22 protein-coding genes and 2 tRNA genes are annotated in these 24569 nt (G+C 48.6%); 17 read left to right on the top strand and 7 right to left on the bottom strand.

What is annotated here, in order from left to right; translation table 11 throughout:
* Positions 1 to 411 precede the first annotated feature (411 nt).
* The 3 genes from adhE (at position 412) to HMPREF2700_RS09760 (ending at position 4092) form a co-directional block, all read left to right on the top strand.
* Positions 412 to 3027 (top strand): bifunctional acetaldehyde-CoA/alcohol dehydrogenase, encoded by a 2616-nt coding sequence (gene adhE / locus HMPREF2700_RS09770; protein ID WP_063068428.1) that lies wholly within the window; start codon positions 412 to 414, stop codon positions 3025 to 3027.
* 125 nt (positions 3028 to 3152) lie between these two features.
* Complete coding sequence (locus HMPREF2700_RS09765) at positions 3153 to 3407, top strand: helix-turn-helix domain-containing protein (protein ID WP_070591788.1); 255 nt, start codon at positions 3153 to 3155, stop codon at positions 3405 to 3407.
* Positions 3394 to 4092, top strand: a complete 699-nt coding sequence (locus tag HMPREF2700_RS09760) for a MutH/Sau3AI family endonuclease (protein ID WP_141745852.1) — start codon at positions 3394 to 3396, stop codon at positions 4090 to 4092. Before HMPREF2700_RS09765 ends, HMPREF2700_RS09760 begins: the two co-directional genes overlap by 14 nt.
* 12 nt (positions 4093 to 4104) lie before the next feature.
* Here HMPREF2700_RS09760 and HMPREF2700_RS09755 read toward each other — a convergent pair whose 3' ends face one another.
* The 3 genes from HMPREF2700_RS09755 to leuS form a co-directional block, all read right to left on the bottom strand.
* Positions 4105 to 4920 (bottom strand): DNA-methyltransferase, encoded by an 816-nt coding sequence (locus tag HMPREF2700_RS09755; RefSeq protein WP_070591787.1) that lies wholly within the window; start codon positions 4918 to 4920, stop codon positions 4105 to 4107.
* On the bottom strand, positions 4913 to 5725 hold the full coding sequence (locus HMPREF2700_RS09750) for a DNA adenine methylase (protein ID WP_070591785.1): 813 nt from the start codon (positions 5723 to 5725) through the stop codon (positions 4913 to 4915). The genes HMPREF2700_RS09755 and HMPREF2700_RS09750 overlap by 8 nt, the downstream gene beginning before the upstream one ends.
* A 236-nt stretch (positions 5726 to 5961) precedes the next feature.
* Complete coding sequence (gene leuS / locus HMPREF2700_RS09745; protein ID WP_070591784.1) at positions 5962 to 8592, bottom strand: leucine--tRNA ligase; 2631 nt, start codon at positions 8590 to 8592, stop codon at positions 5962 to 5964.
* Positions 8593 to 8802: 210 nt separating this feature from the next.
* On the opposite strand from leuS, the gene dnaJ reads away from it, so the two are divergent.
* From dnaJ to HMPREF2700_RS09730, 3 genes are all read left to right on the top strand, one after another.
* The gene (dnaJ, locus tag HMPREF2700_RS09740; RefSeq protein WP_049322586.1) at positions 8803 to 9954 is read left to right on the top strand and encodes a molecular chaperone DnaJ; all 1152 of its coding nucleotides are present in this window, start codon (positions 8803 to 8805) and stop codon (positions 9952 to 9954) included.
* Between the two features lie 297 nt (positions 9955 to 10251).
* The gene (locus tag HMPREF2700_RS09735) at positions 10252 to 10830 is read left to right on the top strand and encodes a TMEM165/GDT1 family protein (RefSeq protein WP_070591782.1); all 579 of its coding nucleotides are present in this window, start codon (positions 10252 to 10254) and stop codon (positions 10828 to 10830) included.
* Between the two features lies 1 nt (position 10831).
* Entirely contained in the window at positions 10832 to 11482 is a 651-nt protein-coding gene (locus tag HMPREF2700_RS09730; protein WP_070591780.1) for a TIGR01621 family pseudouridine synthase, read from the top strand.
* A 75-nt stretch (positions 11483 to 11557) separates the two neighbouring features.
* Here the strand turns inward: HMPREF2700_RS09730 and HMPREF2700_RS09725 are convergent, their stop codons facing one another.
* Positions 11558 to 12484: a LysR family transcriptional regulator gene (locus HMPREF2700_RS09725; protein WP_003748251.1), complete on the bottom strand. Its 927-nt coding sequence runs from the start codon at positions 12482 to 12484 to the stop codon at positions 11558 to 11560.
* A gap of 175 nt (positions 12485 to 12659) precedes the next feature.
* Here HMPREF2700_RS09725 and HMPREF2700_RS09720 point away from each other — a divergent pair, with 175 nt between their 5' ends.
* The 6 genes from HMPREF2700_RS09720 (at position 12660) to HMPREF2700_RS09695 (ending at position 17517) form a co-directional block, all read left to right on the top strand.
* On the top strand, positions 12660 to 13409 hold the full coding sequence (locus tag HMPREF2700_RS09720; protein ID WP_070591779.1) for a Nif3-like dinuclear metal center hexameric protein: 750 nt from the start codon (positions 12660 to 12662) through the stop codon (positions 13407 to 13409).
* 122 nt (positions 13410 to 13531) lie between these two features.
* A complete protein-coding gene (gene petA / locus HMPREF2700_RS09715; protein WP_003685865.1) occupies positions 13532 to 14113 on the top strand; it encodes a ubiquinol-cytochrome c reductase iron-sulfur subunit in 582 nt (193 codons plus the stop codon).
* A gap of 18 nt (positions 14114 to 14131) precedes the next feature.
* Complete coding sequence (locus HMPREF2700_RS09710) at positions 14132 to 15481, top strand: cytochrome b (protein WP_049328413.1); 1350 nt, start codon at positions 14132 to 14134, stop codon at positions 15479 to 15481.
* A 14-nt stretch (positions 15482 to 15495) separates the two neighbouring features.
* Complete coding sequence (locus tag HMPREF2700_RS09705; RefSeq protein ID WP_003685846.1) at positions 15496 to 16281, top strand: cytochrome c1; 786 nt, start codon at positions 15496 to 15498, stop codon at positions 16279 to 16281.
* Positions 16282 to 16495: 214 nt separating this feature from the next.
* Positions 16496 to 17101, top strand: coding sequence for a glutathione S-transferase N-terminal domain-containing protein (locus HMPREF2700_RS09700; protein ID WP_003685910.1), 606 nt, complete (start codon positions 16496 to 16498; stop codon positions 17099 to 17101).
* 11 nt (positions 17102 to 17112) lie between these two features.
* Positions 17113 to 17517 carry a ClpXP protease specificity-enhancing factor gene (locus HMPREF2700_RS09695; RefSeq protein WP_003685902.1) on the top strand — a complete coding sequence of 135 codons (405 nt, stop codon included), beginning with the start codon at positions 17113 to 17115 and terminating at the stop codon, positions 17515 to 17517.
* Positions 17518 to 17658: 141 nt separating this feature from the next.
* On the opposite strand, the gene HMPREF2700_RS09690 is transcribed toward HMPREF2700_RS09695, so the two are convergent.
* The 3 genes from HMPREF2700_RS09690 to HMPREF2700_RS09680 form a co-directional block, all read right to left on the bottom strand.
* Positions 17659 to 17734 (bottom strand) — tRNA-Ala (locus HMPREF2700_RS09690).
* Positions 17735 to 17740: 6 nt separating this feature from the next.
* A tRNA-Met gene (locus HMPREF2700_RS09685) sits at positions 17741 to 17817 on the bottom strand.
* Positions 17818 to 17923: 106 nt separating this feature from the next.
* Positions 17924 to 19075 carry a class I SAM-dependent methyltransferase gene (locus HMPREF2700_RS09680; RefSeq protein ID WP_070591777.1) on the bottom strand — a complete coding sequence of 384 codons (1152 nt, stop codon included), beginning with the start codon at positions 19073 to 19075 and terminating at the stop codon, positions 17924 to 17926.
* Positions 19076 to 19476: 401 nt separating this feature from the next.
* On the opposite strand from HMPREF2700_RS09680, the gene mraZ reads away from it, so the two are divergent.
* The 5 genes from mraZ (at position 19477) to HMPREF2700_RS09655 (ending at position 24547) form a co-directional block, all read left to right on the top strand.
* Entirely contained in the window at positions 19477 to 19932 is a 456-nt protein-coding gene (mraZ, locus tag HMPREF2700_RS09675; protein WP_039861849.1) for a division/cell wall cluster transcriptional repressor MraZ, read from the top strand.
* Positions 19929 to 20891, top strand: a complete 963-nt coding sequence (rsmH, locus tag HMPREF2700_RS09670) for a 16S rRNA (cytosine(1402)-N(4))-methyltransferase RsmH (RefSeq protein ID WP_070591776.1) — start codon at positions 19929 to 19931, stop codon at positions 20889 to 20891. The genes mraZ and rsmH overlap by 4 nt, the downstream gene beginning before the upstream one ends.
* Positions 20892 to 20953: 62 nt before the next feature.
* Positions 20954 to 21217, top strand: a complete 264-nt coding sequence (ftsL, locus tag HMPREF2700_RS09665) for a cell division protein FtsL (protein ID WP_003681879.1) — start codon at positions 20954 to 20956, stop codon at positions 21215 to 21217.
* Between the two features lie 76 nt (positions 21218 to 21293).
* Positions 21294 to 23042: a peptidoglycan D,D-transpeptidase PBP2 gene (locus HMPREF2700_RS09660; protein ID WP_070591775.1), complete on the top strand. Its 1749-nt coding sequence runs from the start codon at positions 21294 to 21296 to the stop codon at positions 23040 to 23042.
* Between the two features lie 26 nt (positions 23043 to 23068).
* Positions 23069 to 24547, top strand: a complete 1479-nt coding sequence (locus HMPREF2700_RS09655; RefSeq protein ID WP_070591773.1) for a UDP-N-acetylmuramoyl-L-alanyl-D-glutamate--2,6-diaminopimelate ligase — start codon at positions 23069 to 23071, stop codon at positions 24545 to 24547.
* Positions 24548 to 24569: the final 22 nt, after the last annotated feature.

The following is a 24569-nucleotide window of genomic DNA, read 5'->3' as shown; positions in this document are numbered from 1 at the left end:
GGGCAATCCAAGTCTGACTTACCCTGAAAAACCTGTTGTTTCCTGTCGGGAAAACGTTGTCATTCTAACATTCAAGTTATTGCTTGAGAAGTATATTTAAGAAAATGAGGCTGTCTGAAAAATATTTTCAGACGGCCTTTGTTTTATTTTAAGTATGTAATTTTGATACATTGGTTTTCTGTTCTTATTTTAATATGCGGGGAAAGCGACCAAGAATGGCCGTCTTTGGTTGCGTGTGGATAAAATCATTATGCTTCAATAAATTAAAATGAATAAATGATAAAGAGGCCGTCTGAAAAGTTCAATCATGGTTTGTGATGTAGGTCAAAGCAAAATGTAACTAAATTACTTATAGTTATCGTAGTGAAAATTTATTGACCTTATTGCCACCTTTTATTAAGGAGATACACCATGAACGCATCAGCCGACAACGTCGTCAGCCCAGCCGTAGCCGAGGTAAACAGCCTGGTTGACAAGGGTTTACGGGCGTTGGATGAGTTTCTTAAGTTGGATCAGGAGCAGATTGATTTTATTGTGGCCAAAGCCTCTATTGCCGCGCTGGACAAACATGGTGTACTCGCCATGCACGCGGTGGAAGAAACGGGACGCGGCGTGTTTGAGGATAAGGCGACGAAAAACCTATTTGCCTGCGAAAACGTCGTGCGCCGCCTGCGCGATTTGAAAACCGTGGGTGTCATCAGCGAAAACGATGTAACCGGTATTACTGAAATTGCCGATCCGGTCGGCGTAGTTTGCGGTATTGTGCCGACCACCAATCCGACTTCCACCACCATTTTCAAATCCCTGATTGCGCTGAAAACCCGCAATCCGATTATTTTCTCGTTCCACCCGTCCGCCCAGCAGTGTTCCGCCCATGCCGCGCGGATCGTGCGCGATGCGGCGATTGCGGCCGGTGCGCCGGAAAACTGTATCCAGTGGATTGAAAAGCCGTCTATGGAAGGCACTTCCGCACTAATGAAGCATCCGGGCGTGGCAACGATTTTGGCGACCGGCGGCAATGCGATGGTGGAAGCCGCGTATTCTTGCGGCAAACCTGCGCTCGGCGTCGGGGCGGGCAACGTACCTGCTTATGTTGAAAAAACGGCGGACATCAAACAGGTGGCGCACGATATTGTGATGTCGAAATCTTTCGACAACGGCATGGTGTGCGCCAGCGAGCAAGCGGTGATTGCCGATAAAGAGATTTACAAAGAGTTGGCCGAAGAGTTCAAATCCTACGGCGTGTACTTTGCCAACAAAAAAGAAAAAGCCATGCTCGAAGAGTTTATCTTCGGCGTAACGGCGAATTGCGCCAGCTGCGGCGGCGCGAAACTCAATTCTGCGGTAGTGGGCAAACCGGCGGCATGGATTGCCGAGCAGGCCGGGTTTAAAGTACCTGAAAAAACCAACATCATCATCGCCGAATGCCGCGAAGTCGGCCCCAACGAGCCGCTGACCCGAGAAAAACTTTCGCCCGTTTTGGCCATGATTAAGGCGGATTCGACCGAACAAGGCTTGAAGTTCGCCGAAGAAATGGTTGCCTTTGACGGCTTGGGACACTCCGCCGCCATCCATACCGCCGACGAAGAATTGGTCAAAACGTTCGGCTCCCGCGTCAAAGCGCTGCGCGTGATTTGGAATTCGCCTTCCACCTTCGGCGGCATCGGCGACGTGTACAACGCCTTCCTGCCTTCTCTGACCCTCGGTTGCGGCTCTTACGGTAAAAACGCCGTCGGCGGCAACGTCAGCGCAGTCAATCTGTTAAACATCAAAAAAGTAGGCCGTCGGAGAAACAACATGCAATGGTTCAAAGTGCCCGCCAAAATCTATTTTGAACGCGATTCCATCCAATATCTGCAAGACATGAAAGACTGCGAAAAAGTCATGATTGTAACGGACCGTTCGATGGTTGATCTGGGCTTTGTCGATAAAATCACCCACCAACTGCATCAACGCAAAAACAAAGTGACCATCCAGCTGTTTACCGATGTCGAAGCCGATCCGAGTGTCCAAACTGTCTATAAAGGCACGGATTTGATGCGCAGCTTCCAGCCGGACACCATCATTGCGCTGGGCGGCGGTTCGCCAATGGACGCGGCCAAAGCCATGTGGCTCTTCTACGAGCAGCCGCAAGTCGATTTTGAAGACTTGGTGCAAAAATTCATGGACATCCGCAAACGCGCGTTCCGTTTCCCTGAGTTGGGCCGCAAAGCCAAATTTATCGGCATCCCTACCACATCGGGCACAGGCTCAGAAGTGACGCCGTTTACCGTCATCAGCGACGGCGACAAAAAATATCCGATTGCTGACTACTCGCTGACACCGACCATTTCAATTGTCGATCCTGCGTTTACCATGACCGTTCCGGCAGGCGTAACCGCCGATACCGGTTTGGACGTACTGACTCACGCCGTAGAAGCATACGTTTCCGTACTGGCGAACGACTTTACAGACGGCCTCGCCCTGCAAGCCATCAAGCTCGTGTTCCAATACCTCGAACGCTCCTACAAACACGGTGCGGCTGATCCTGAAGCGCGCGAGCATATGCACAATGCCTCTACCATCGCAGGCATGGCGTTTGCCAATGCGTTCTTGGGTATCAACCACTCGATGGCACACAAAATCGGCGGCAAATACCACGTTCCGCACGGCCGCGCCAACGCCATCCTGCTGCCGCACGTCATCCGCTACAACGGCACGCGCCCGCAGAAAACCGCCACTTGGCCGAAGTACAACTATTACAAAGCCGACCTGAAATATCAGGAAATTGCCCGTACTTTAGGCCTGCCATGCAGCACACCGGCAGAAGGCGTCGAATCCTTCGCCCGCGCCTGCCATGAGCTGGCAGTCAACGTCGGCATCAAAATGTCGTTGAAAGAGCAGGGCATCGATGAGAAAACCTTCCTCGACGGCAGAAAAGAGCTGGCCATGATGTCTTTTGAAGACCAATGTACCCCGGCCAACCCACGCCTCGCCATGGTGGCCGATATGGAAGAAATCCTGACCAAAGCCTATTACGGCGAATAAAATCGGGCAGTTAAAAAGGCCGTCTGAAACCTGAATATAGGGTTTCAGACGGCCTTTCGTATTAGAACTAAAGTTGATACTTATTGTATGTGGAATTTAATTTGCAAACATTAAGAATAGTCATCATGAAATCAGAAATTTTAAAACAATTTGGCAAACATGTTCGTCATTTAAGACAACTCCAGGATTTAAGTCAGGAAGCATTGGCTGAAAAAGCGAATATGCACCGGACTTATATCGGAATGATAGAACGTGGAGAGCGTAACCCTGCCCTATTAAATCTTATTCGTTTGGCTAGTGCATTAGATATTTCTTTGCCTGAACTTTTAACTTTTAAGGACTATGTTAATGACGGGAACTGTGATAATGAATCTAACTGATTCGTATGGTTTTTTTATAGAAAACGTCGGAAGGACGCTAGGAGATCTAAAACTTGAATATCAAACCAGATTTCCCGAGTTCACCGCTGAAATGAAGATAAATAAAGGCGGGGTAGGACAGTTTATCGAGAAATTAATAGGACTTAAGAATACAAATGCTTTGACAGATTTTTCTGATGGTGAGCTGAAAACCAATAAAGCAGATGCAGATGGTGCACCACTAGAGACTATGTTTATCTCGCAGATTTCCAGTAACTTTGATCAGTTAATCAGCGATCAGATAAGCTTTGAAGATAGTTGGATATACCAAAAAATAAAGAATTTGCTATATGTTCCTATTTGTAAAGTCGACAACGATCCTGATAAATGGTACATACAGTCAGCCTATCATGTGCAAATAAATGAAGAGGGTGAACTTTTCAGACAGTTATCTGCTGATTTCACGCAAATTAAAGGTAAGCTGTTAGCTGATATTAATTCCGGCGACGGATACATTCATACATCAAACGGTAGTTTTATACAAATCAGATCAAAAGATTCCAAGCCATACAGTCCTATATTTTCTGCACAATATAATCGGAATATTTCAAATAAGAATCATGCATTTTATTTTAAAAAAGAATTCATGCGGGAAGTTCGTGAAATGGCCAGACAGGATAGAGATGGTGTTGTTCGAATAATTTAAAATAAGATGGGGCTACAGCTTTTGTTGTAGCCTTTTCTTTGCTAATTCAAAAAAATCTTCTTCTAGTTCGCAACCACAAAATTTCCGACCATGTTTTAAGGCAGCAACGCCTGTTGTGCCGCTGCCCATGAAAGGGTCAAAAATTAAATCTCCGATATTTGAAGCCGATAGTATGCAGCGTTCAAGCAAGGGGAGTGGTTTTTGTGTCGGATGTTTGCCGAATGTTTTTTCGGTTTTATTTGGTGGAGGAAATGTCCAAACACATTTCATCTGTTTGCCATCATTTTGTGCTTTCATCATTTCATAATGAAACGTATGTTTGGCTTTTTTATTTTTCTTTGCCCATAAGATTGTTTCTGTCGAATGGGTAAAAAAACGGCAGGACAAATTAGGGGGAGGATTTGGTTTTTCCCAAGTAATATTGTTCAAAATATGGTAGCCGATGGTTTGCATCAGGTAGCCGATTAAATAGATATTATGAAATGTGCCGCAAACCCAAATTGTGCCGTTTGGTTTTAATAAGGCGTAACACAGTCGGAGCCATTCTTCGTAGAATTCCAAATCTGCCGCCATTCCTTTGGATTTATCCCAGTTGCCCTTATTAACGGAAACCATTTGTCCGTTTTGACAACTGAAGCCGTCATTGGAAAGAAAGTAAGGAGGGTCTGCGAAAATCATATCAAAACAGCCATTTGGATGTTTTTCCAATATCTTCCGCATGACGGTAAGGGAATTTTCGTTGTAGAGGACAAGGTCGTCTGAAACAATTTTTTTCAAACGACTTTGATAAATGGCAGCTTCTTCAGCCAATTTGTCGAAATCACTCATAAATTGCCAATAATTCTCCGACTTTTTTACGACTGCTGCCTTTCGCGGCAATATTGCGTTGTACTTCAACCGTTTTCAGAATAGCAGAAGAATAAATATCTCTCGTAAATTCAGTATCATGATTTGAAATCAAAATGCCTTGAGAGTTAGGCGCAATTTGTTGGGCTGACAGGGAAAGGCGGATTTGATCGTCTAAATTGAAACCTTCTTTGGCATAAGTGGTAAATGAAGAGGTTGGGCTTAAAGGTGCATAAGGAGGATCACAATAAACAGTATCTGTATTGTTTGTCAGAGATAGGATCGTTTGAAAATCTCCGCACATTAATTCAACTCTATCAGATTTTTGAATGAAACCTTCCATTTCTTGTTGTGGAAAGTAAGGAGATTTGTAGTGTCCGAATGGCACATTGAATGCCCCTTTGCTGTTGTAACGGCATAAACCGTTAAAAGCATGGCGGTTCAAATAAATAAATAGCGCCGAGCGTTCGTGTAGATCTTGGCTGAAGTTGAATTGTTCCCGCAACTCATAGAATCTTGAATCGCTATTGTTTTCGGAAGTAAAGAAAGAGCGGGTATAGTCTATGAATCCGGATTTTTCTTCTTTTAGGATACGGAATAAGCCGATTAAGTCAGCGTTAATATCATTGAGCAAATAATGTTCGAAATCCAATGCAAGAGACAAAGCAGCAGAACCGCAAAAGGGTTCAACCAGACGTTTTCGTGCAGGAGTGGGTAGATTGTGTTCGATAAAGGGGACAAGTTTATGTTTGCCACCAGCCCATTTTAGGAAGGGTTTTGAAGCCATTAGGATGCCAAGTACAAGCGTGGTTGATTGGCTTCGAATTGTGCCAAAACATCGTGAGGAATACAACGGATTTATGTTTCAGGGACGTGTGTAGAGTGATTCTAAATCCAATGGAACCTTTTCATCCCAATGTGTTATTGGACTTATCAGCTTAATCTACCTTAAAAAGGCCGTCTGAAAACCTGTTTCCAAGTTTCAGACGGCCTTTATCTGTGTGGCTAAACCTTAAAAGCGGTTTAGACGACGATATTCACCAAGCGTCCGGGAACGACGATGATTTTCTTCGCAGGCTTGCCTTCCATGAATTTCACCGCGCCTTCAGTGGCGAGTGCGGCGGCTTCGAGGTCGGCTTTGGAGGCGTCGGCGGCGACGGTGATTTTGCCGCGCAGTTTGCCGTTGACTTGAACCATTACTTCGATTTCGGATTTGACCAAAGCGGCTTCATCGACTGTCGGCCAGCCTGCTTCCCACAGTTTCGCGCCGTTCAATTCGCTCCACAGGGTTTCGCAGATGTGCGGCACAATCGGCCACAACAGGCGTACGGCGGCTTCCAATACTTCTTGGGCGACGGCGCGGCCTTGTTCGCTGCCGGTGTTGGTTTTGTCGTATTGGTTGAGCAGTTCCATCACGGCGGCGATGGCGGTGTTGAACTGCTGACGGCGGCCGTAGTCGTCGCTGACTTTGGCAATGGTGGAATGCAGTTTGTGGCGCAGGTCTTTGAGTTCTTTAGACAAACCGTCTTGGCTGCCTGCAAACGCTTTGACTGCTTCGCCTTGCTTCAAGTATTCGTAAACGGTACGCCACAGGCGGCGCAGGAAGCGGTGTGCGCCTTCGACGCCGCTGTCGCTCCATTCGAGGGACTGTTCGGGCGGTGCGGCGAACATCATGAACAGGCGGGCGGTGTCCGCGCCGTAGGCGTTAATCAATTCTTGCGGATCGACGCCGTTGTTTTTGGACTTGGACATTTTTTCCGTGCCGCTGATGACGACGGGCAGTCCGTCGGCTTTGAGGACGGCGGAAACGGGGCGGCCTTTGTCGTCGAAAGTCAGCTCGACATCGGCGGGGTTGATCCAGTCTTTGCCGCCTTTGTCGTTTTCGCGGTAGTAGGTTTCGCAGACGACCATGCCTTGCGTCAGCAGGCGTTCGAACGGCTCGTCAACATTGACCAAGCCTTCGTCGCGCATCAGTTTGGTGAAGAAGCGCGCGTACAGGAGGTGCAGAATCGCATGTTCGATACCGCCGATGTATTGGTCGACCGAGCCCCAGTATTTTGCGGCTTCAGCCGATACCATGCCTTCTGCGAACTTGGGCGACATGTAGCGGAAGAAGTACCAGCTCGATTCCATGAAGGTGTCCATGGTATCGGTTTCGCGTTTCGCCGCGCTGCCGCAGCATGGGCAGGTGGTTTCGTAAAACTCGGGCATTTTTGCCAAAGGCGAACCCATACCGTCGGGTACGACGTTTTCAGGCAGGACGACGGGCAGTTGGTCGGCAGGGACGGGGACGTCGCCGCATTTTTCGCAATGGACGATAGGAATTGGGCAGCCCCAGTAGCGTTGACGGGAAATGCCCCAGTCACGCAGGCGGTATTGGGTTTTCGGTTCGCCTGCATCTTGGCTTTGCAGCTTGGCGGCAATGGCGTCAAAGGCCGTCTGAAAATTCATGCCGTCCAAGTCGCCGCTGTTGACCAATACGCCGTTTTCTTTGTCGCCGTACCATTCTTGCCATTGGTTTGCGTCGAATGCGTTGTCGCTGACGGCAATGACTTGTTTTTTAGGCAGATTGTATTTGGTGGCGAACTCGAAATCGCGTTCATCATGCGCCGGAACCGCCATCACCGCGCCGTCGCCGTAGCCCCATAATACATAGTTGGCAATCCACACTTCCAGCTTGTCGCCGTTGAGCGGATTGACGACGTAGCGGCCGGTCGGCACGCCTTTTTTCTCCATTGTCGCCATGTCGGCTTCGGCAACCGAGCCGGCTTTGCATTCGGCGATAAATGCCTGCAATTCGGGTTTGTCGGCGGCTGCGGCGGTTGCCAGCGGATGCTCGGCGGCAACGGCAACATAAGTCGCGCCCATCAGCGTGTCGGGGCGGGTGGTATAAACTTGCAGGAATTTCGCGTAATCGCCTTCCAAGCCTTGTTTGCTGTCGTCTGAAACGGCGAAGCGCACGGTCATACCGCGAGATTTGCCGATCCAGTTGCGCTGCATGGTTTTAACTTGTTCCGGCCAGTGTTCCAGCTTGTCCAAATCGTTGAGCAGCTCTTCGGCGTAATCCGTGATTTTGAAGTAATACATCGGGATTTCGCGTTTTTCGATCAACGCACCCGAACGCCAGCCGCGCCCGTCGATAACTTGCTCGTTGGCAAGGACGGTTTGGTCGACCGGGTCCCAGTTCACCGTGCCGTTTTTGCGGTAGACGATGCCTTTTTCAAACAGCTTGGTAAACAGCCATTGTTCCCAGCGGTAGTATTCGGGTTTGCAGGTGGCGACTTCGCGCTCCCAGTCAATCGCAAAACCCAGGCTTTTGAGCTGGGTTTTCATGTATTCGATGTTGTCGTAGGTCCATGCGGCAGGGGCGACGTTGTTTTTCATCGCCGCATTTTCCGCAGGCATACCGAACGCGTCCCAACCCATAGGCTGCATGACGTTGAAGCCGTTTAAGCGTTTGAAGCGGCTTAATACATCGCCGATGGTGTAGTTGCGCACATGCCCCATATGCAGCTTGCCGCTGGGGTAGGGGAACATGGAGAGGCAGTAGTATTTGGGTTTGGAAGCGTCTTCGGAGACGTTGAAAATACGCTCGTCGTCCCATTTTTTCTGCGCCGCAGGCTCGATGGCGGCGGGTTGGTAATGTTCTTGCATGGTCATTCTGTTTTTCGCTTGAAAACGTTGGAAAAAATAAAGATGGGATTATAGCAGGTTGTCGGGCCTGTCGGTTTGACAAAGGCCGTCTGAATGTTTGGATGTCGGAAAAGCACAATTTCAGACGGCCTTGAAAATACTGACTTGAGTTTTTGATACTCGCCCACATATCCCACCCAGTTTGAATTCATTCTTAACACTATCAAAATTATGAGCAATAAAGATTTTTACGAAACACTTGGTGTTGCCCGCAGCGCTAGCGACGATGAAATCAAAAAAGCCTACCGCAAGCTGGCAATGAAATACCATCCCGACCGCAACCCTGACAACAAAGAAGCGGAAGAAAAATTTAAAGAAGTCCAAAAAGCTTACGATACCTTGTCAGACAAGGAAAAACGCGCCATGTACGACCAATACGGCCATGCCGCGTTTGAGCAGGGCATGGGCGGCGGCGCGGGCGGATTCGGCGGTTTTGGCGGGTTCGGCGGCGCGCAAGGCTTCGATTTTTCCGATATTTTCAGCCAAATGTTCGGCGGCGGTGCCGGCGGCCGCCAGCCGGATTACAGCGGCGCGGACTTGCAGGTCGGCATAGAAATTTCGCTTGAAGAAGCCGCCAAAGGCGTGAAAAAACGCATCAATATTCCGACTTACGAAGAATGTGATGTCTGCCACGGCTCAGGTGCCAAACCGGGTACATCCGCATCAACTTGTTCGACCTGTCACGGCTCAGGCACGGTACATGTCCGCCAAGCCATTTTCCAAATGCAGCAGACTTGTCCGACTTGTCACGGTACAGGCAAAGAAATCAAAGATCCTTGCGTCAAATGCCGTGGCGAAGGCCGCACCAAAACCAGCAAAACGGTTGAAGTCAACATTCCGGCAGGCATCGACGACGGTCAACGCATCCGCTTGAGCGGCGAGGGCGAGCCGGGTCAACACGGCGCGCCGGCAGGCGATTTGTACGTCAATGTCCGAGTGAGACAGCACAAAATCTTTGAGCGCAACGGTTTGGACCTGCATTGCGAGTTGCCGATCAGCTTTGCCATTGCCGCATTGGGCGGTGAAGTCGAAGTGCCGACTTTGGACGGTAAAGTCAAACTGCACATTCCGAAAGAAACGCAAACCGGCCGCCGCATGCGCGTGAAAGGCAAAGGCATTAAGTCTCTGCGTTCCAGCTCGACCGGCGATTTGTACTGCCACATTTTGGTTGAAACTCCGGTTAACCTGACCGACCGTCAGAAAGAGTTGCTGGAAGAATTTGAAAAAATCTCCTCCGGTCTCAATCTCAGCCAAACCCCGCGCAAGAAATCGTTTTGGGAAAAAGTAGGCGAAAAAGTAGGCGATTTGTTCTCCGATAATTAATCGTTGTGAAAAAGGCCGTCTGAAACCTGATTGAATGAGGTTTCAGACGGCCTTTTGTTTTTCTTTTTGTTGCTTCAAGCCATGGTTTGCCTTACAATTCGCGCTTCACTCTTACGGGAGTAGCCATTCGGCGCAATGCCGAAACCGTTGTCAACATAATCGGCTTGTGCGGCCGTGGCAGCGGTATCTTCTCTGCTTTATCGGAAGACAGGCAAGACGTAAGCGTTGTCCATACCCTTGCGGGCGGTATGCACAGCGCTTTTTGTTTGCCCGCTTTTCGGTTGAGTATCTTAAATCATGGAAGCTTTTTTCTCTTCGACGCTGGGCGTTGCCATTGCCGAAATCGGCGATAAAACGCAATTACTGGCGCTCTTTTTGGCAGCACGTTTTGCCCACAAAAACGCGATTGTTGCCGGTATCTTTGTTGCAACCCTGTTGAACCATCTTGTTTCAGCCGCACTCGGCGTCTGGCTGGCATCCGCTATTTCGCCCGAAGTCATGAAATGGGTGGTCGGCGGCAGCTTTATTGCGGTCGGTTTATGGCTGCTGTTGCCGGACAAAGACGAAGACCCTGACGGCAAGTGGCTGAAATACGGCGCATTTACGGCGACGGTTGTCCTGTTTTTCTTGGCGGAAATCGGCGATAAAACGCAGATTGCAACGGTTCTTTTGGCGGCAAAATACCAATCTATCCTGCTCGTCGTGGTCGGCAGTATTGCCGGTTTGATGATTGCTTCTGTGCCTGCCGTGTATTTGGGCGAAATGCTGATGCGCAAAATTCCGGCCAAAGCAGTGCGTATTGCCGCATGTATCTTGTTCTGCTTGTTGGGTATTTTGACCCTGCTTGGCGATGGTATCATGTTGAAGGCCGTCTGAAATGTGGGACCTTGTTTTTGAACACAAAGACTTTGTAGTCATTAATAAGCCTTGCGGCGTATCGGTACACAGCGAATCGGAAGAAGATATTTGCCTGACCGCATCGCTGGCGCAGCAGCTTGGCGTTGAACGCGTGTGGCTGGTTCACCGTTTGGACAAAGCCACCAGCGGCCTGTTGCTGTTTGCGTTAAGCCGCGACAGCGCGGCGGTTTTGTCGGCACAGTTTGCCGAGAAAACCATGCGTAAAACTTATTTGGCACTCGGTACGCACAAGCCGGCGAAAAAGCAGGGTTGGGTGAAAGGTGGTATGGCGCGTTCGCGGCGCGGTACATGGAAGCTGACGCGTGACGAGGATAATTTTGCCGTTACCCGTTTCAGCAGCCAAAGCCTGAAGCCCGGTTTGCGCCTGTTTGTGTTGCAACCGTTTACCGGCAAAACCCATCAGCTGCGTGTGGCCATGAAAAGCATAGGCAGTCCGATTTTGGGCGATACGCTGTATGGCGGCGATGAGGCGGAACATCTGTTTCTGCATGCTTGGCGTTTGGTTTTCGACTATCGCGGCGAGCATTTTGATATTCGGGTTGCGCCTGATAAAACATGGCCGTCTGAAATCGATTTGTCGGCGTGTTTGGGTTCGGATGAATCCGAATAGAAGCAGTGAAATTTTTGTATGTATTAAAAAAGGCCGTCTGAAAATTGTTCAGACGGCCTTTTGATTGTTTCAAGTTTACATTTCCAATTCGCTCAAGCCCGGCAAGTCGGCAAAACAGCGGTCATGCGTGATTTGGCAGAAGTTGTCCAGATAGCCTTTGTTAGCATCTTCCGTACGAATGGCGGCATAAAGTTTGCTTTGCAGGCCGTCTGAAGTGATTTTGCGGTGGACGACGTAGCCTTTTTCCAAATACGGCATGACCGTCCAGTAGGGCAGGGCGGCGATGCCGCGTTTGCTGGCAACCAATTGAATAATGGCAATGGTCAGCTCGCTGTGGCGGCGCGGCGGATTAATGCCTTTGGGCAGCAGCACTTTTTTGGGCAAATCCAGCATTTCGTCGGGGACGGGATAAGTAATCAAGGTTTCGTCGATAAAGTCTTCCGCTTCCCAAACGTCTTTGTCGGCAAGCGGGTGATCTTCCGCGCAGATGCCGACCATTTCATAGGCAAACAGAGGACGGTAGCTGATGCCGTTGAGCGGCTCGGCTTCGGAAACGATGGCAAGGTCGGCGCGGTGTTGCAACAGCAGGCCGACCGGATCGGCTTGGAAACCGGAAACGATGTCCAATTCAACTTGCGGCCATAAGGGGCGGAACTCGCCCATGGCAGGCATCAGCCAGTCAAAGCAGGTGTGGCATTCGACGGCAAGCCTGAGTTCGCCGGCTTCGCCTTCGATAATCCGTACCAAATCACGTTCGGCGGCGGCAACCTGCGGCAACAGCTCGCGCGCCAGTTGCAATAGGCGCATACCGGCCGGAGTGAAGCGCAAAGGTGTGGATTTACGTTCAAACAACGGCGTTTCGTAATAATTTTCCAAGGCGCGGATTTGGTGCGACAGGGCGGATTGGGTCAGGAAAACCCGTTTGGCGGCAAGGGAAACGCTGCCGGTTTCTTCTAAAGCCAGCAAGGTTTTGAGATGACGCAATTCGATAATAGAGTCCATGTGTTTTCAGACGGCCTGTGGGTAAGGTGGGGTATATTAAAATAATTCATGATGATGTGCAAATGATTAATGTTGGGAATGATTGCTGAAATCGGAATGTAAGAATTTGAGGCATAAACAGATTTTGCGGTTAGAATGCGAAGCTGTTTTTGAAGATAGATATAAGGAGCGGAATATGGCTTTACGCCGCGAAATTCTGGCTTGGTGCGATGAGACATTGCAGGTCGGGCTGTTTAAGGACTATGCGCCCAATGGTTTGCAGGTCGAAGGCAAAGAAGAAATTGCCAAAATCGCCACTTCGGTTACCGCCAGCAAAGCTGCAATCGATTTTGCCGTAGGGCAAGGGGCGGATATGCTTTTGGTTCACCACGGCATGTTTTGGAAAAGCGAGCCTGTCACGATTACCGGTTGGAAAAAAGCACGCATTGAAACCTTGCTGCAACACCAAATCAATATGGCGGGCTACCACCTGCCGCTGGACGCGCACCCGCAATTAGGCAATAACGCACAGTTGGCCGAGAAACTCGATTGGGTGCTCGAAAAACAATTCGGCGAGCAAAATCTGTTGAATACAGGCCGTCTGAAAACCACGCAAACATTGGCGCAGTTGTCTGAACGCATTGAGGCTGTATTCGGCCGCAAGCCGACCGTTATCGGTGATTTTGAACGCGAAATCAAACGTATTGCCTGGTGCAGCGGCGGTGCGCAGGGATTTTTTCAGACGGCTGTAGACGAAGGTGTCGATGCGTATCTGACCGGTGAAATTTCCGAAGCGCAATATCATCTTGCCAATGAAACAGGTGTGGCATTTATCAGTGCCGGCCACCATGCAACCGAACGTTACGGCGTACGTGCCTTAGGCGATGCCGTGGCAGAAAAATTCGGTATCGAAGTGGTTCACTTTGATGAAAACAATCCTGCTTGAGTATTGAGAAATATCATAAAACTTTACCTTATTTTAAATAATGCTTTGAGTATTACAACAAACTAGGTAGAATTACGCTGTTTAATGGCTCGGTATTCCCAAAATTTTAGGACGACTGAATAATGGATAATCAAGAAATCAACAACGGCCGCCGCCGTTTCCTGACACTGGCTACATGCGGTGCAGGCGGTGTGGCGGCTCTGGGCGTAGCTACGCCTTTCGTGGCCAGCTTCTTCCCATCGGAGAAAGCTAAGGCTGCCGGTGCTGCTGTCGAAGTAGATGTCAGCAAAATCGAAGCAGGCCAAATGCTGACTGCCGAATGGCAGGGTAAACCGATTTGGCTGGTCAACCGCACAGATCAACAGCTCAAAGACTTGAAAAGTTTGGATGGCGCAGTTACGGATCCTAATTCCGAAGTGGATCAGCAACCGGAATACGCTAAAAACGAGCACCGTTCGATCAAGCCGAACCTCCTCGTCGCTATCGGTATCTGTACCCACCTGGGTTGCTCTCCGACTTACCGTCCCGACATTGCTCCCGCCGACTTGGGCGCAGACTGGAAAGGCGGTTTCTTCTGCCCTTGCCACGGTTCGAAATTCGACATTGCAGGCCGAGTATACAAAGGTGTTCCTGCACCGACCAACTTGGTTGTACCGCCTTACAAATATCTGAGCGATACAACTGTTTTGGTGGGCGAAGACTAAAAATAAGGAACGATAATTATGGCAAACCAAACCAATAGCAAAGCAAAAGCATTGTTAGGCTGGATGGACGATCGCTTCCCTCTGTCTAAAATGTGGAATGAGCATTTGGCTCAATACTATGCGCCGAAGAACTTCAACTTCTGGTATTACTTCGGCTCTTTGGCTCTGCTCGTCCTTGTAATTCAAATCGTCAGCGGTATTTTCCTGACCATGAACTACAAACCGGACGGCAACCTTAACGCCTACCATCTGCCTGCTGCCTTTACCGCAGTAGAATACATCATGCGCGACGTGTCCGGCGGCTGGATTATCCGTTACATGCACTCCACCGGCGCATCTTTCTTCTTCATCGTCGTTTATCTGCACATGTTCCGTGGTCTGATTTACGGTTCGTACAAAAAACCTCGTGAATTGGTGTGGATTTTCGGTTCCCTGATTTTCTTGGCATTGATGGCAGAAGCCTTTATGGGTTACCTGTTGCCTTGGGGTCAAATGTCCTTCTGGGGTGCGCAGGTAATTATTAACCTGTTCTCCGCCATCCCTGTTATCGGTCCTGATTTGTCCACTTGGATCCGCGGTGACTTCAACGTTTCCGACGTTACTCTGAACCGCTTCTTCGCCCTGCACGTTATCGCAGTACCTCTGGTATTGCTCGGCTTGGTTGTGGCACACATCATCGCCCTGCACGAAGTGGGTTCTAACAACCCTGATGGTGTTGAAATCAAGAAAAACAAAGACGAAAACGGTATTCCACGCGATGGTATCCCCTTCCATCCTTACTACACCGTTAAAGACATCTTGGGCGTCGTTGTATTCCTGATTGTCTTCTGTTCTGTGTTGTTCTTTGCACCTGAAGGTGGCGGCTACTTCTTGGAAGCGCCAAACTTCGATGCAGCGAATGCGCTGAAAACACCTCCGCACATTGCGCCGGTATGGTACTTCACTCCGTTCTACGCAATTCTGCGTGCGATTCCTTCCTTTGCCGGTACTCAGGTATGGGGTGTAATCGGCATGGGCGCAGCAGTTGTATTGATTGCCTTGTTGCCTTGGCTGGATAAAGGCGAAGTTAAATCTGTCCGCTATCGCGGCCCAATCTTCAAAACTGCGTTGGTTCTGTTCATCATTGCCTTCATCGGTTTGGGTATTTTGGGTGCAATGGTAGCAACTGATACTCGTACTTTGGTTGCACGTATCCTGTCTTTCGTCTACTTTGCATTCTTCCTGGGTATGCCGTTCTATACCAAACTGGATACCAACAAACCGGTTCCTGAACGCGTAACCATGAGCACTACTAAACAAAAAATTATGTTCTTTGTTTACGTCGGTATTACCGTTGTCGGTGCTTACTTGTTTGCAACCAATATCTGATGAGGGCAGCGAAAATGAAACAAACTCTGAAAAACTGGTTTGCTGCCTTATTGCTGGCAGTGCCTATGAGTGCAGCCGTCGCCAGCGGCGGCGGACACTACGAAAAAGTCGATATTGACCTGCGTGACCAGGTCAGCCTGCAGCACGGTGCGCAAATCTTTACAAACTACTGTTTGTCTTGCCACTCTGCAAGCGGTATGCGCTTCAACCGTCTGAAAGACATCGGTTTGACTGAAGATGAAATCAAGAAAAACCTGATGTTCACAACAGACAACGTTGGTGATGTCATGGTAGCGGCAATGGATCCGAAAGATGCCTCCAAATGGTTGGGTGCGCCTCCGCCGGATTTGACCCTGATTGCCCGTTCTAAGGGTGCAGACTACCTGTATGCCTATATGCGCGGCTTCTATAAAGACCCAACTCGTCCGACCGGTTGGAACAATACTGTTTTGGCCGGTGCGAGTATGCCTCACCCATTGTGGGAGCAACAAGGTGTTCAAGCCGTTGAGTTGGATGCCAAAGGTCAGCCCGTTATGATTAAAGACGAGCATGGCAACCTGACTCCTAAGCTGTATTGGGAATCTACCGGTCTGCAAAGCCGTCGCCTGCCTAACGGTAAAGTGATCCAAAAAGAGTACGATACTTATGTACGCGACTTGGTGAACTACTTGGTGTACATGGGTGAGCCTGCTCAGTTGCAACGCCACCGCATCGGCTACATGGTTCTGGCATTCCTGTTTGCGGTAATGCTGCCATTGGCTTACTTCCTGAAAAAAGAATTCTGGAAAGACGTTCACTAATTCTTTTGAATCAAAAAGGCAAACCTCTCTCAGGTTTGCCTTTTTTGTTTGTGAAATTGGTTTATGCGAAAATAATGTAAATTTTAAAATTACTTAATATAAACAATATGATATGTGAAATTTCTGGATTAAGTGTTTGAAATTTTGTATAATTCTGTCTGAATTTTTATAAGGCTTAAGGCCGTCTGAAAAGATTTATCAGGAGTAAAAGATTATGATGACATTGTATTCGGGTATTACTTGTCCATTCAGTCAACGCTGCCGTTTTGTGCTGTACGAAAAAGGCATGGATTTTGAAATCAAAGATGTGGACGTGTTCAATAAACCTGAAGACTTGGCTTTGATGAATCCGTATAACCAAGTACCGGTTCTGGTTGAGCGTGATCTGATTTTGCACGAATCAAACATCATCAACGAATACATTGACGAGCGTTTCCCTCATCCTCAGTTGATGCCGGGTGATCCTGTTATGCGCGGTCGCGGCCGTTTGGTACTGTACCGTATGGAAAAAGAATTGTTCAGCTTGGTGCAAGTGTTGGAAAACCCTGAATCTACCAATAAAGAACAAGCTAAAGCGCGTGAAGCCATTGGCAATGGTTTGACACTGTTGGCACCGTCTTTTGCTAAAAACAAATACATCTTGGGCGATGACTTTTCTATGATTGATGTTGCCTTATCTCCACTGTTGTGGCGTTTGGACTATTACGACATCAAACTGGGTAAATCTGCTGCGCCTTTGCTGAAGTACGCCGAGCGTATTTTCCAACGCGAAGCCTTTATTGAAGCATTGACGCCGGCTGAAAAAGCTATGCGCCGCTAAAGGATGGATCTATGGCAACTTCAACCAAACCGTATTTATTGCGTGCTTTGTATGAATGGTGTTTGGATAATAACCAAACACCACACATCGTGGCTTGGGTAAATGAACATACCCGAGTGCCGATGCAGTATGTGCGCGATAATGAAATTGTTTTAAATATCGGTCCTACCGCCAGTCATAACTTGAATATCGACAACGAATGGGTCAATTTCTCTGCACGCTTTTCCGGCGTGGCGCACGAGATTTGGATTCCAGTCGGTCATATTGTCAGTATATTTGGCCGCGAAAGTGGAGAGGGTATGGGTTTTGAGGTAGAACCATATCAGCCTGCTTCTGTTGAAGCTGCGGAGGCCGAAGATAAAAAAGCTGAATCTGCGGAAGATAAACCGAAGAAAGTATTGAAGCTTGTGAAGTAATTAAAGACAAAAGGCCGTCTGAAATGTTTCAGACGGCCTTTATTGATTGGGGGTATTGAAGTGGCAAAATTAATGGGCAATCAGTTATTAATTAAGCCAAACAAAAAAGCTCTTGTGTTTAACAAGAGCTTTTTTGTTTAGTGGTGGAGGTAAGCGGGATCGAACCGCTGACCTCTTGCATGCCATGCAAGCGCTCTACCAACTGAGCTATACCCCCGAAATTTGGTGGCGAATCAGGGACTCGAACCCCGGACACAAGGATTATGATTCCTCTGCTCTAACCGACTGAGCTAATTCGCCGTTTCGTGAAGTCGCTATTATAGTTTTTTTTGAATATTTGGCAAGCGTTAATTTAGCTTTTTTTTATTTCTTATTGTTTTTAAAAAATAAAAAGTAATTTGTCAGGCTATAGCTTATGGCAAATATCGCCGTGACTGAAGCCTGTCCAATCGATATCGATGTCTTTGCCAAAAGCGATCACTTTAAAAAGTTCGCCCATTTCGTGCTGATGTATCAGTTTCTGTACTACGGCGGCGGCTTGGATATATTCAACCGCATCCGGGCTGCCGATTTGTGCCAGCAGATCGGTGATGCCGAGATTGAGCAGGAAATAAGATTGGGGCAGGTAGCCGATTAAGTCCAAACCTGATTCCGTGCCGGCGCGTGCGATATCGGTGAAATTGACGTGTGCAGTCAAATCGGTCAGGCCGATATTGAAAAATGGGTTATGGATAGTGTGATGGCGATAGTGGCCGATAAATGTGCCTTCCTTACGTTGCGGGTGGTAATACTGAGCGGCATCGAAGCCGTAATCGATAAATATCATGCTGCCGCGCTGCAATTTGGCGGCCAGGGTTTGGATAAAGACATATTGTGCCGGATGCAGCTCGCTTGTGTATGAAGGAAGGGGAGGGAAGTACAAGGCAGCTGTTTGCGAAAGTTCGGCTTGGGTTAATGGTCTGATGGCTTCGATTAACTCGTCATTCTCTAGGCTGACGCCAATTTGCTGAAACCCTTCATCTTGATAAATCAAGCGTTCAACCGGCATGGCATCCAATACTTCGTTGCCGATGATGATGCCGTCAAAATGTTCGGGTAATGTGGCGAGGTGGATGACTTTGGCGGCTGCTTCAGGGGAAGTGTGCTCAAGAATATGTTGGCGTTGTCTCTCTGCAAGTTCTGCCGATAGCTCAATAATATAGTAATGATTCAGGCCGTCTGAAAGATTTTGCAAGAGTGTAGCAGCGAGATGACCTGTGCCTGCACCAAATTCGTAGATATTACCTGCTGTTTGCGGCAGTAATTCGGCAAGTTGTTTGGCAAGAGTTTGTCCGAATAGGGGGGAGAGGGTGGGGGCAGTAATGAAGTCGCCGTCCGTACCGATTTTATGGCTGCCTCCGCTGTAATAGCCGTATTGAGGTGTGTAAAGGGCAAGCTCCATAAAACGGGAGAAGGGTATCCAGTTTTGATGTTGTTCAATTTCGTTTTTTATGAGCTTGGTCAGGTGTGCTGAAGAGGCTTGAGCATCAGGGGAAGGAAGGGGGAGTTGTGGCTTCATGACTGTTAGATAATGTAAAAAATTTAAATTTGTTTGTATATTATAGCCCCTTGTGAGAGGGGTGGTAATTGGGTGTAAAAACACTATATATAGTATTATAAAAGCACATATAATACTATATATAGTGTTTTATGCCATATAAAATGACCAGAATATTAACTTGTCATGTATTATTATATATATAACCTATTGAATTTTAAGTGTTTAGTGTTTTATTTCAGATAAGAAGCGGATTTGACCTGATTGCCAAAATTTCTTATAGTGTCGGTTAGTGGGGCATAGTGGGTGAAAGTGGTTACTTTTTCCTAAAAAGTGTTCTGTGGAAGTGAAAACGAAATATTTTAGGAAGGTGGGATTTTTAATCCCACTCTGTTTTATTTTAATCGAATTTGGGGTGTGATGTGTTTGGCGGTGCTCATGAATTGAGTATGGACAGTAAAGGGCGGTTGGCGATTCCTGCCAAATTCCGTGATATTTTGCTGCGCCGTTATACGCCTGCAATTGTGGTCACACTGGATTCCCGAAAAAAATTATTGATGTACCCCGAGCCCGTTTGGGAAGAAAAAGCCGAGCAGATTTTGAAGTTGAAAGTAGCCGGCAATGAAGCTTTGCAACGGTATCAGAATTTGCTGCTGCACAATGCAGAGATTTTAGAGTGGGATAGCGCCGGACGCGTTTTGATTCCGGCGAATCTGCGCAAACGCGTGGATTTTGAAAAAGAAGTTACTTTGGTTGGCCGTGCAAACCGTATGGAGTTGTGGGGCCGCGAACATTGGGAAGAGGAAATGAATCAGGCTTTGGATATCGATCCTGATGAATTGGCTTTCCAGTTGAGTCAAACGGATTTGCAATTGTGAGTAAAGTTGAAAATTATCAGCATGTTACTGTCTTGTTGCATGAGGCGGTAGATGCGTTGGCAATCCGTGAAGACGGGATTTATGTGGACGGTACGTTCGGTAGGGGAGGGCATTCCCGGCTGATTTTGTCGCGTTTGGGTGAGCAGGGTTGTTTGGTTGTTTTTGATAAAGACCCCGAGGCGATTGCGGTAGCCAATGAGCTGGCGGCGCAAGATAAACGTGTCAGTGTCGTACACAATGGTTTTGAAACATTTCAGACGGCCTTGGATGAATTGGGAATCGATAAGATTGACGGTGCGCTTTTTGATTTAGGGATTTCGTCGCCGCAAATTGACGATGGCAGCCGCGGATTCAGTTTCCGCTTTGATGCGCCGTTGGATATGCGGATGGATCCGACTCGCGGGATGTCTGCGGCAGAATGGATTGCAACCGCATCCGAACAGGATTTACACGAGGTAATTAAGAATTATGGTGAAGAGCGGTTTAGTCGCCAGATTGCGCGCGCCATTGTTGCGCAACGCGAGGAGAGTCCCATCGATACAACCCGCAAGCTGGCGCAGCTTGTGGCGCAAAACGTCCGTACTCGTGAGCGCGGACAAGACCCTGCAACGCGCACCTTCCAGGCAGTTCGCATCTTTATTAACCGCGAGCTCGAAGAGGTAGAGGCAGTTTTGCCGCAGGTTGCAGGCCGTCTGAAAGAGGGTGGGCGCTTGGCTGTCATTGCGTTCCATTCGCTGGAAGACAGAATTGTGAAGCAGTTTATTAAAAAATATTCGCAACATGCGCCTTTGCCCCGTTGGGCAGTGGTTAAGGAAGCGGATTTGCCTCAGCCGCCTTTGAAGGCTGTGGGCAAAGCAATCAAACCGGGTTCGATAGAGACTGAAGCCAATCCGCGTGCGCGCAGTGCAGTTTTACGTGTGGCGGAGCGAAGCAGTGGCGAATTTTCGGTTGTTGACTAGGGAAAGCGTTTCGGCATTGTCGCAAGGGATGTTTCTATTGACAGGCCGTCTGAAAGTTTGAGATGGGTAAGTTGAATATTTTATTGCTGGTTTTGGTGACGGTCTCAGCCTTTGCCGTAGTGTTTAAGCAAAACCAGTCCCGTTTGCATTTTATCGAGTTGGATAAGGCACAAAAACGGGAAATTCAGTTGGAACAGGATTACGCGCGCTTGAAATTGGAGCAGGCTAGGCTGGCAAACCACAAGTTGATTAAAGTGGCTGCCGAAAAGCAACATCTGCTTCCGCCGGGTGCGCATAATACGGCTATGCTGGAACGCAAAAAATAAGAATAGAGCCTTGCATTGATGCAAGATTTACGGGATTTGATGGCTCACTGAGTAGCTAAGTCATGAGAAGTTCAACATGTTAATTAAGAACGAATATAAACCTCAAATGCTGTCTGGAACAACAAAAACGAAAAAGCCGCTGACAAGTAACGGACGAATCGGTTTGGTGTTGGGCGCTGTTGCGCTGGCATTTACCGGTCTGTTGGTGCGCGGGGTTTATCTGCAAACCAGTCAGCATGAATTTTTGAAAAATCAGGGCGACCAACGTTTTGTGCGTACGCTTCCGTTGCCGGCATCACGCGGTATGATTACCGACCGTAATGGTGCTACATTGGCTTTGAGTGCGCCTACCGAATCATTGTATGCCATGCCTTCCGGTATGGAAGAAATGCCGACTAACGAGCAGTTGGAAAAATTGTCGGCCATTGCCGATGTGCCTGTTGAAGTTTTGAAAAATAAATTGTCTAAAAAAGACAAAGGCTTTATCTATCTGAAACGCCAACTCAGCTATGAGAAAGCAGAAGAAATCAAAGCATTGGGCATTAAAGGCATCGCCTTCCAAAAAGAATTGAAACGCCATTACCCGATGGGCAATCTGTTTGCGCACGTTATCGGCTTTACCAATATTGACGGCAAAGGTCAGGAGGGCTTGGAGCTTTCCCGTGAAGATAGCCTGCGCGGTGAAGATGGTGCGAAAGTCGTATTGCGTGACAACAAAGGCAATATCGTTGACAGCCTCGACTCTCCACGCAACAGCGTGCCTAAAAACGGCCAAGACATGATTTTGTCTTTGGATCAGCGTATTCAAACGTTGGCGTATGACGAGTTGAACAAAGCGGTAGCTTATCACAAAGCCAAAGCGGGTACGGTTGTGGTATTGGATGCGCAAACAGGCGAGATTTTGGCATTGGTCAACAGCCCGGCTTACGATCCGAATCAACCGGGTCAAGCCAATAGCGAACAGCGTCGCAACCGCGCCGTAACCGACATGATCGAACCTGGTTCTGCCATGAAGCCGTTTACCATTGCTAAAGCATTGGATTCAGGCAAAGTGGATGCAACCGATACGTTCAATACCCTACCTTACAAAATCGGTCCGGCTACCGTACAAGATACCCACGTTTATCCTACTTTGGATGTGCGCGGCATTATGCAAAAATCTTCCAACGTCGGTACCAGTAAACTTTCTGCCATGTTTACGCCTAAAGAAATGTACGATTTCTATCACGATTTAGGTGTGGGCGTGCGTATGCATTCAGGCTTTCCTGGTGAGACTGCAGGTTTGTTGAGAAGCTGGCGCAGATGGCAAAAAATCGAACAGGCAACCATGTCTTTCGGTTATGGCCTGCAATTAAGCCTGCTGCAATTGGCGCGAGCCTATACTGTCTTGACCCATGACGGCGAATTGTTGCCGGTAAGTTTTGAAAAACAAGCGGTTGCCCCTAAAGGCAAGCGTGTGATCAAAGCCTCTACTGCGAAAAAAGTGCGCGAGTTGATGGTTTCCGTTACTGAAGCCGGCGGTACCGGTACTGCCGGTGCTGTGGATGGTTTCGACGTAGGTGCGAAAACCGGTACGGCGCGTAAACTGGTCAATGGCCGCTATGTGGACAACAAACACGTCGGTACATTCATCGGTTTTGCCCCGGCTAAAAATCCACGCGTGATTGTGGCCGTTACCATCGACGAGCCGACTGCCAACGGCTATTACGGCGGCGTGGTTGCCGGTCCCGTATTCAAAGAAGTCATGAGCGGAAGCTTGAACATCTTGGGCGTTTCCCCGACCAAGCCTTTAAGTAATACCGCTACTGTCAAAGTACCGTCATAATCCAAACAATCAAAGAGATATTGTTTATGTTCAGCAAGTTAACCCCCTTGGCTGAAACCAACTTTCCGCCTCTGCTGTGTGAAAACGCAGCAGGGCGTTTGTTGCATTCAGACAGCCGACAAATTAAACAGGGTGACATTTTCGTTGCCTGTCAGGGCGAATATACAGACGGCCGCAGCTATATTCCTGCCGCCATCGCCAACGGTGCAACCTTTGTTTTTTGGGATGATGACGGCAAATTTACATGGAATCCCGAATGGAACGTTCCTAATCAAGGCATTAAAGATCTGAAACATCGCGCGGGTATGTTGGCGGCACAGGTTTACGGCAATGTTTCAGACGGTCTTAAAGTTTGGGGCGTAACCGGTACCAACGGCAAAACCTCTATCACACAATGGCTGGCCCAAGCTGCCGATCTGTTGGGCGAAAAAACGACCATTATCGGCACAGTCGGCAACGGCTTTTGGGGCGCATTGGAAGAGACCACACATACCACGCCTGCCCCTGTCGATGTCCAAACCCTGCTCTACCGCTTCCGCCAGCAAGGCGCAACAGCCGCCGCGATGGAAGTTTCCAGCCATGGCCTTGACCAATCGCGCGTCAACGGCGTGCCGTTTTGCAGTGCAATCTTCACCAATCTCACCCGCGACCACCTCGATTACCACGGCACCATGGAAGCCTACGGTGCCATCAAGTCGCGCCTGTTCTACTGGCATGGTCTGCAACACGCCATCATCAATGTCGATGATGAATACGGCGCAGAACTCACAGGCCGTCTGAAAAAAGACTGTCCCGATTTAGCTGTTTATGGCTATGGTTTCAGCGAACACGCCGATATCCGCATTACCGATTTCACCGCTTCTTCAGACGGCATGGAAGCCGTATTCCAAACTCCGTGGGGCGAAGGAAAATGCCGTACCCGTCTGCTCGGACGATTCAACGCGCAAAACCTCGCCGCCTGCGTTGCTTTGCTGTGTGCCAACGATTATCCATTCAATAACGTTTTGGAAGTACTGGCAAAAATCCGTCCTGCTTCAGGCCGCATGGATTGCATTATGAACAGCGGCAAACCTTTGGTCGTTGTCGATTATGCCCACACGCCCGATGCACTGGACAAAGCACTCTCCACTTTGCAGGAAATCAAACCTCAGGGCGCGGCTTTGTGGTGCGTATTTGGCTGCGGTGGCAACCGAGACCGCGGCAAACGCCCATTGATGGGCGCGGCAGCCGTGCAGGGTGCCGATAAAGTGGTGGTTACCAGCGACAACCCGCGCTTGGAAAATCCGCAAGACATCATCAACGATATTTTGCCTGCCGTAGCTAATCCTGAGCGCGTCGAGGTTGATCGCGCCGCCGCCATCCGTTATGCGGTTGAGCAGGCTGCCACGAACGATATCATTCTGATTGCCGGTAAAGGGCATGAAAACTATCAGGATGTACAAGGCGTGAAGCACCATTTCTCCGATTTTGAAATCGCAGAAAAAGCATTGGCGGAGCGCGGTTAAGCCATAACGCAAATATTCAGAC

The sequence above is a fragment of the Neisseria sp. HMSC068C04 genome (genome assembly GCF_001810105.1).
GTDB lineage: Bacteria > Pseudomonadota > Gammaproteobacteria > Burkholderiales > Neisseriaceae > Neisseria > Neisseria flavescens_B.
This window is presented reverse-complemented; position numbering and strand designations above follow the sequence as displayed.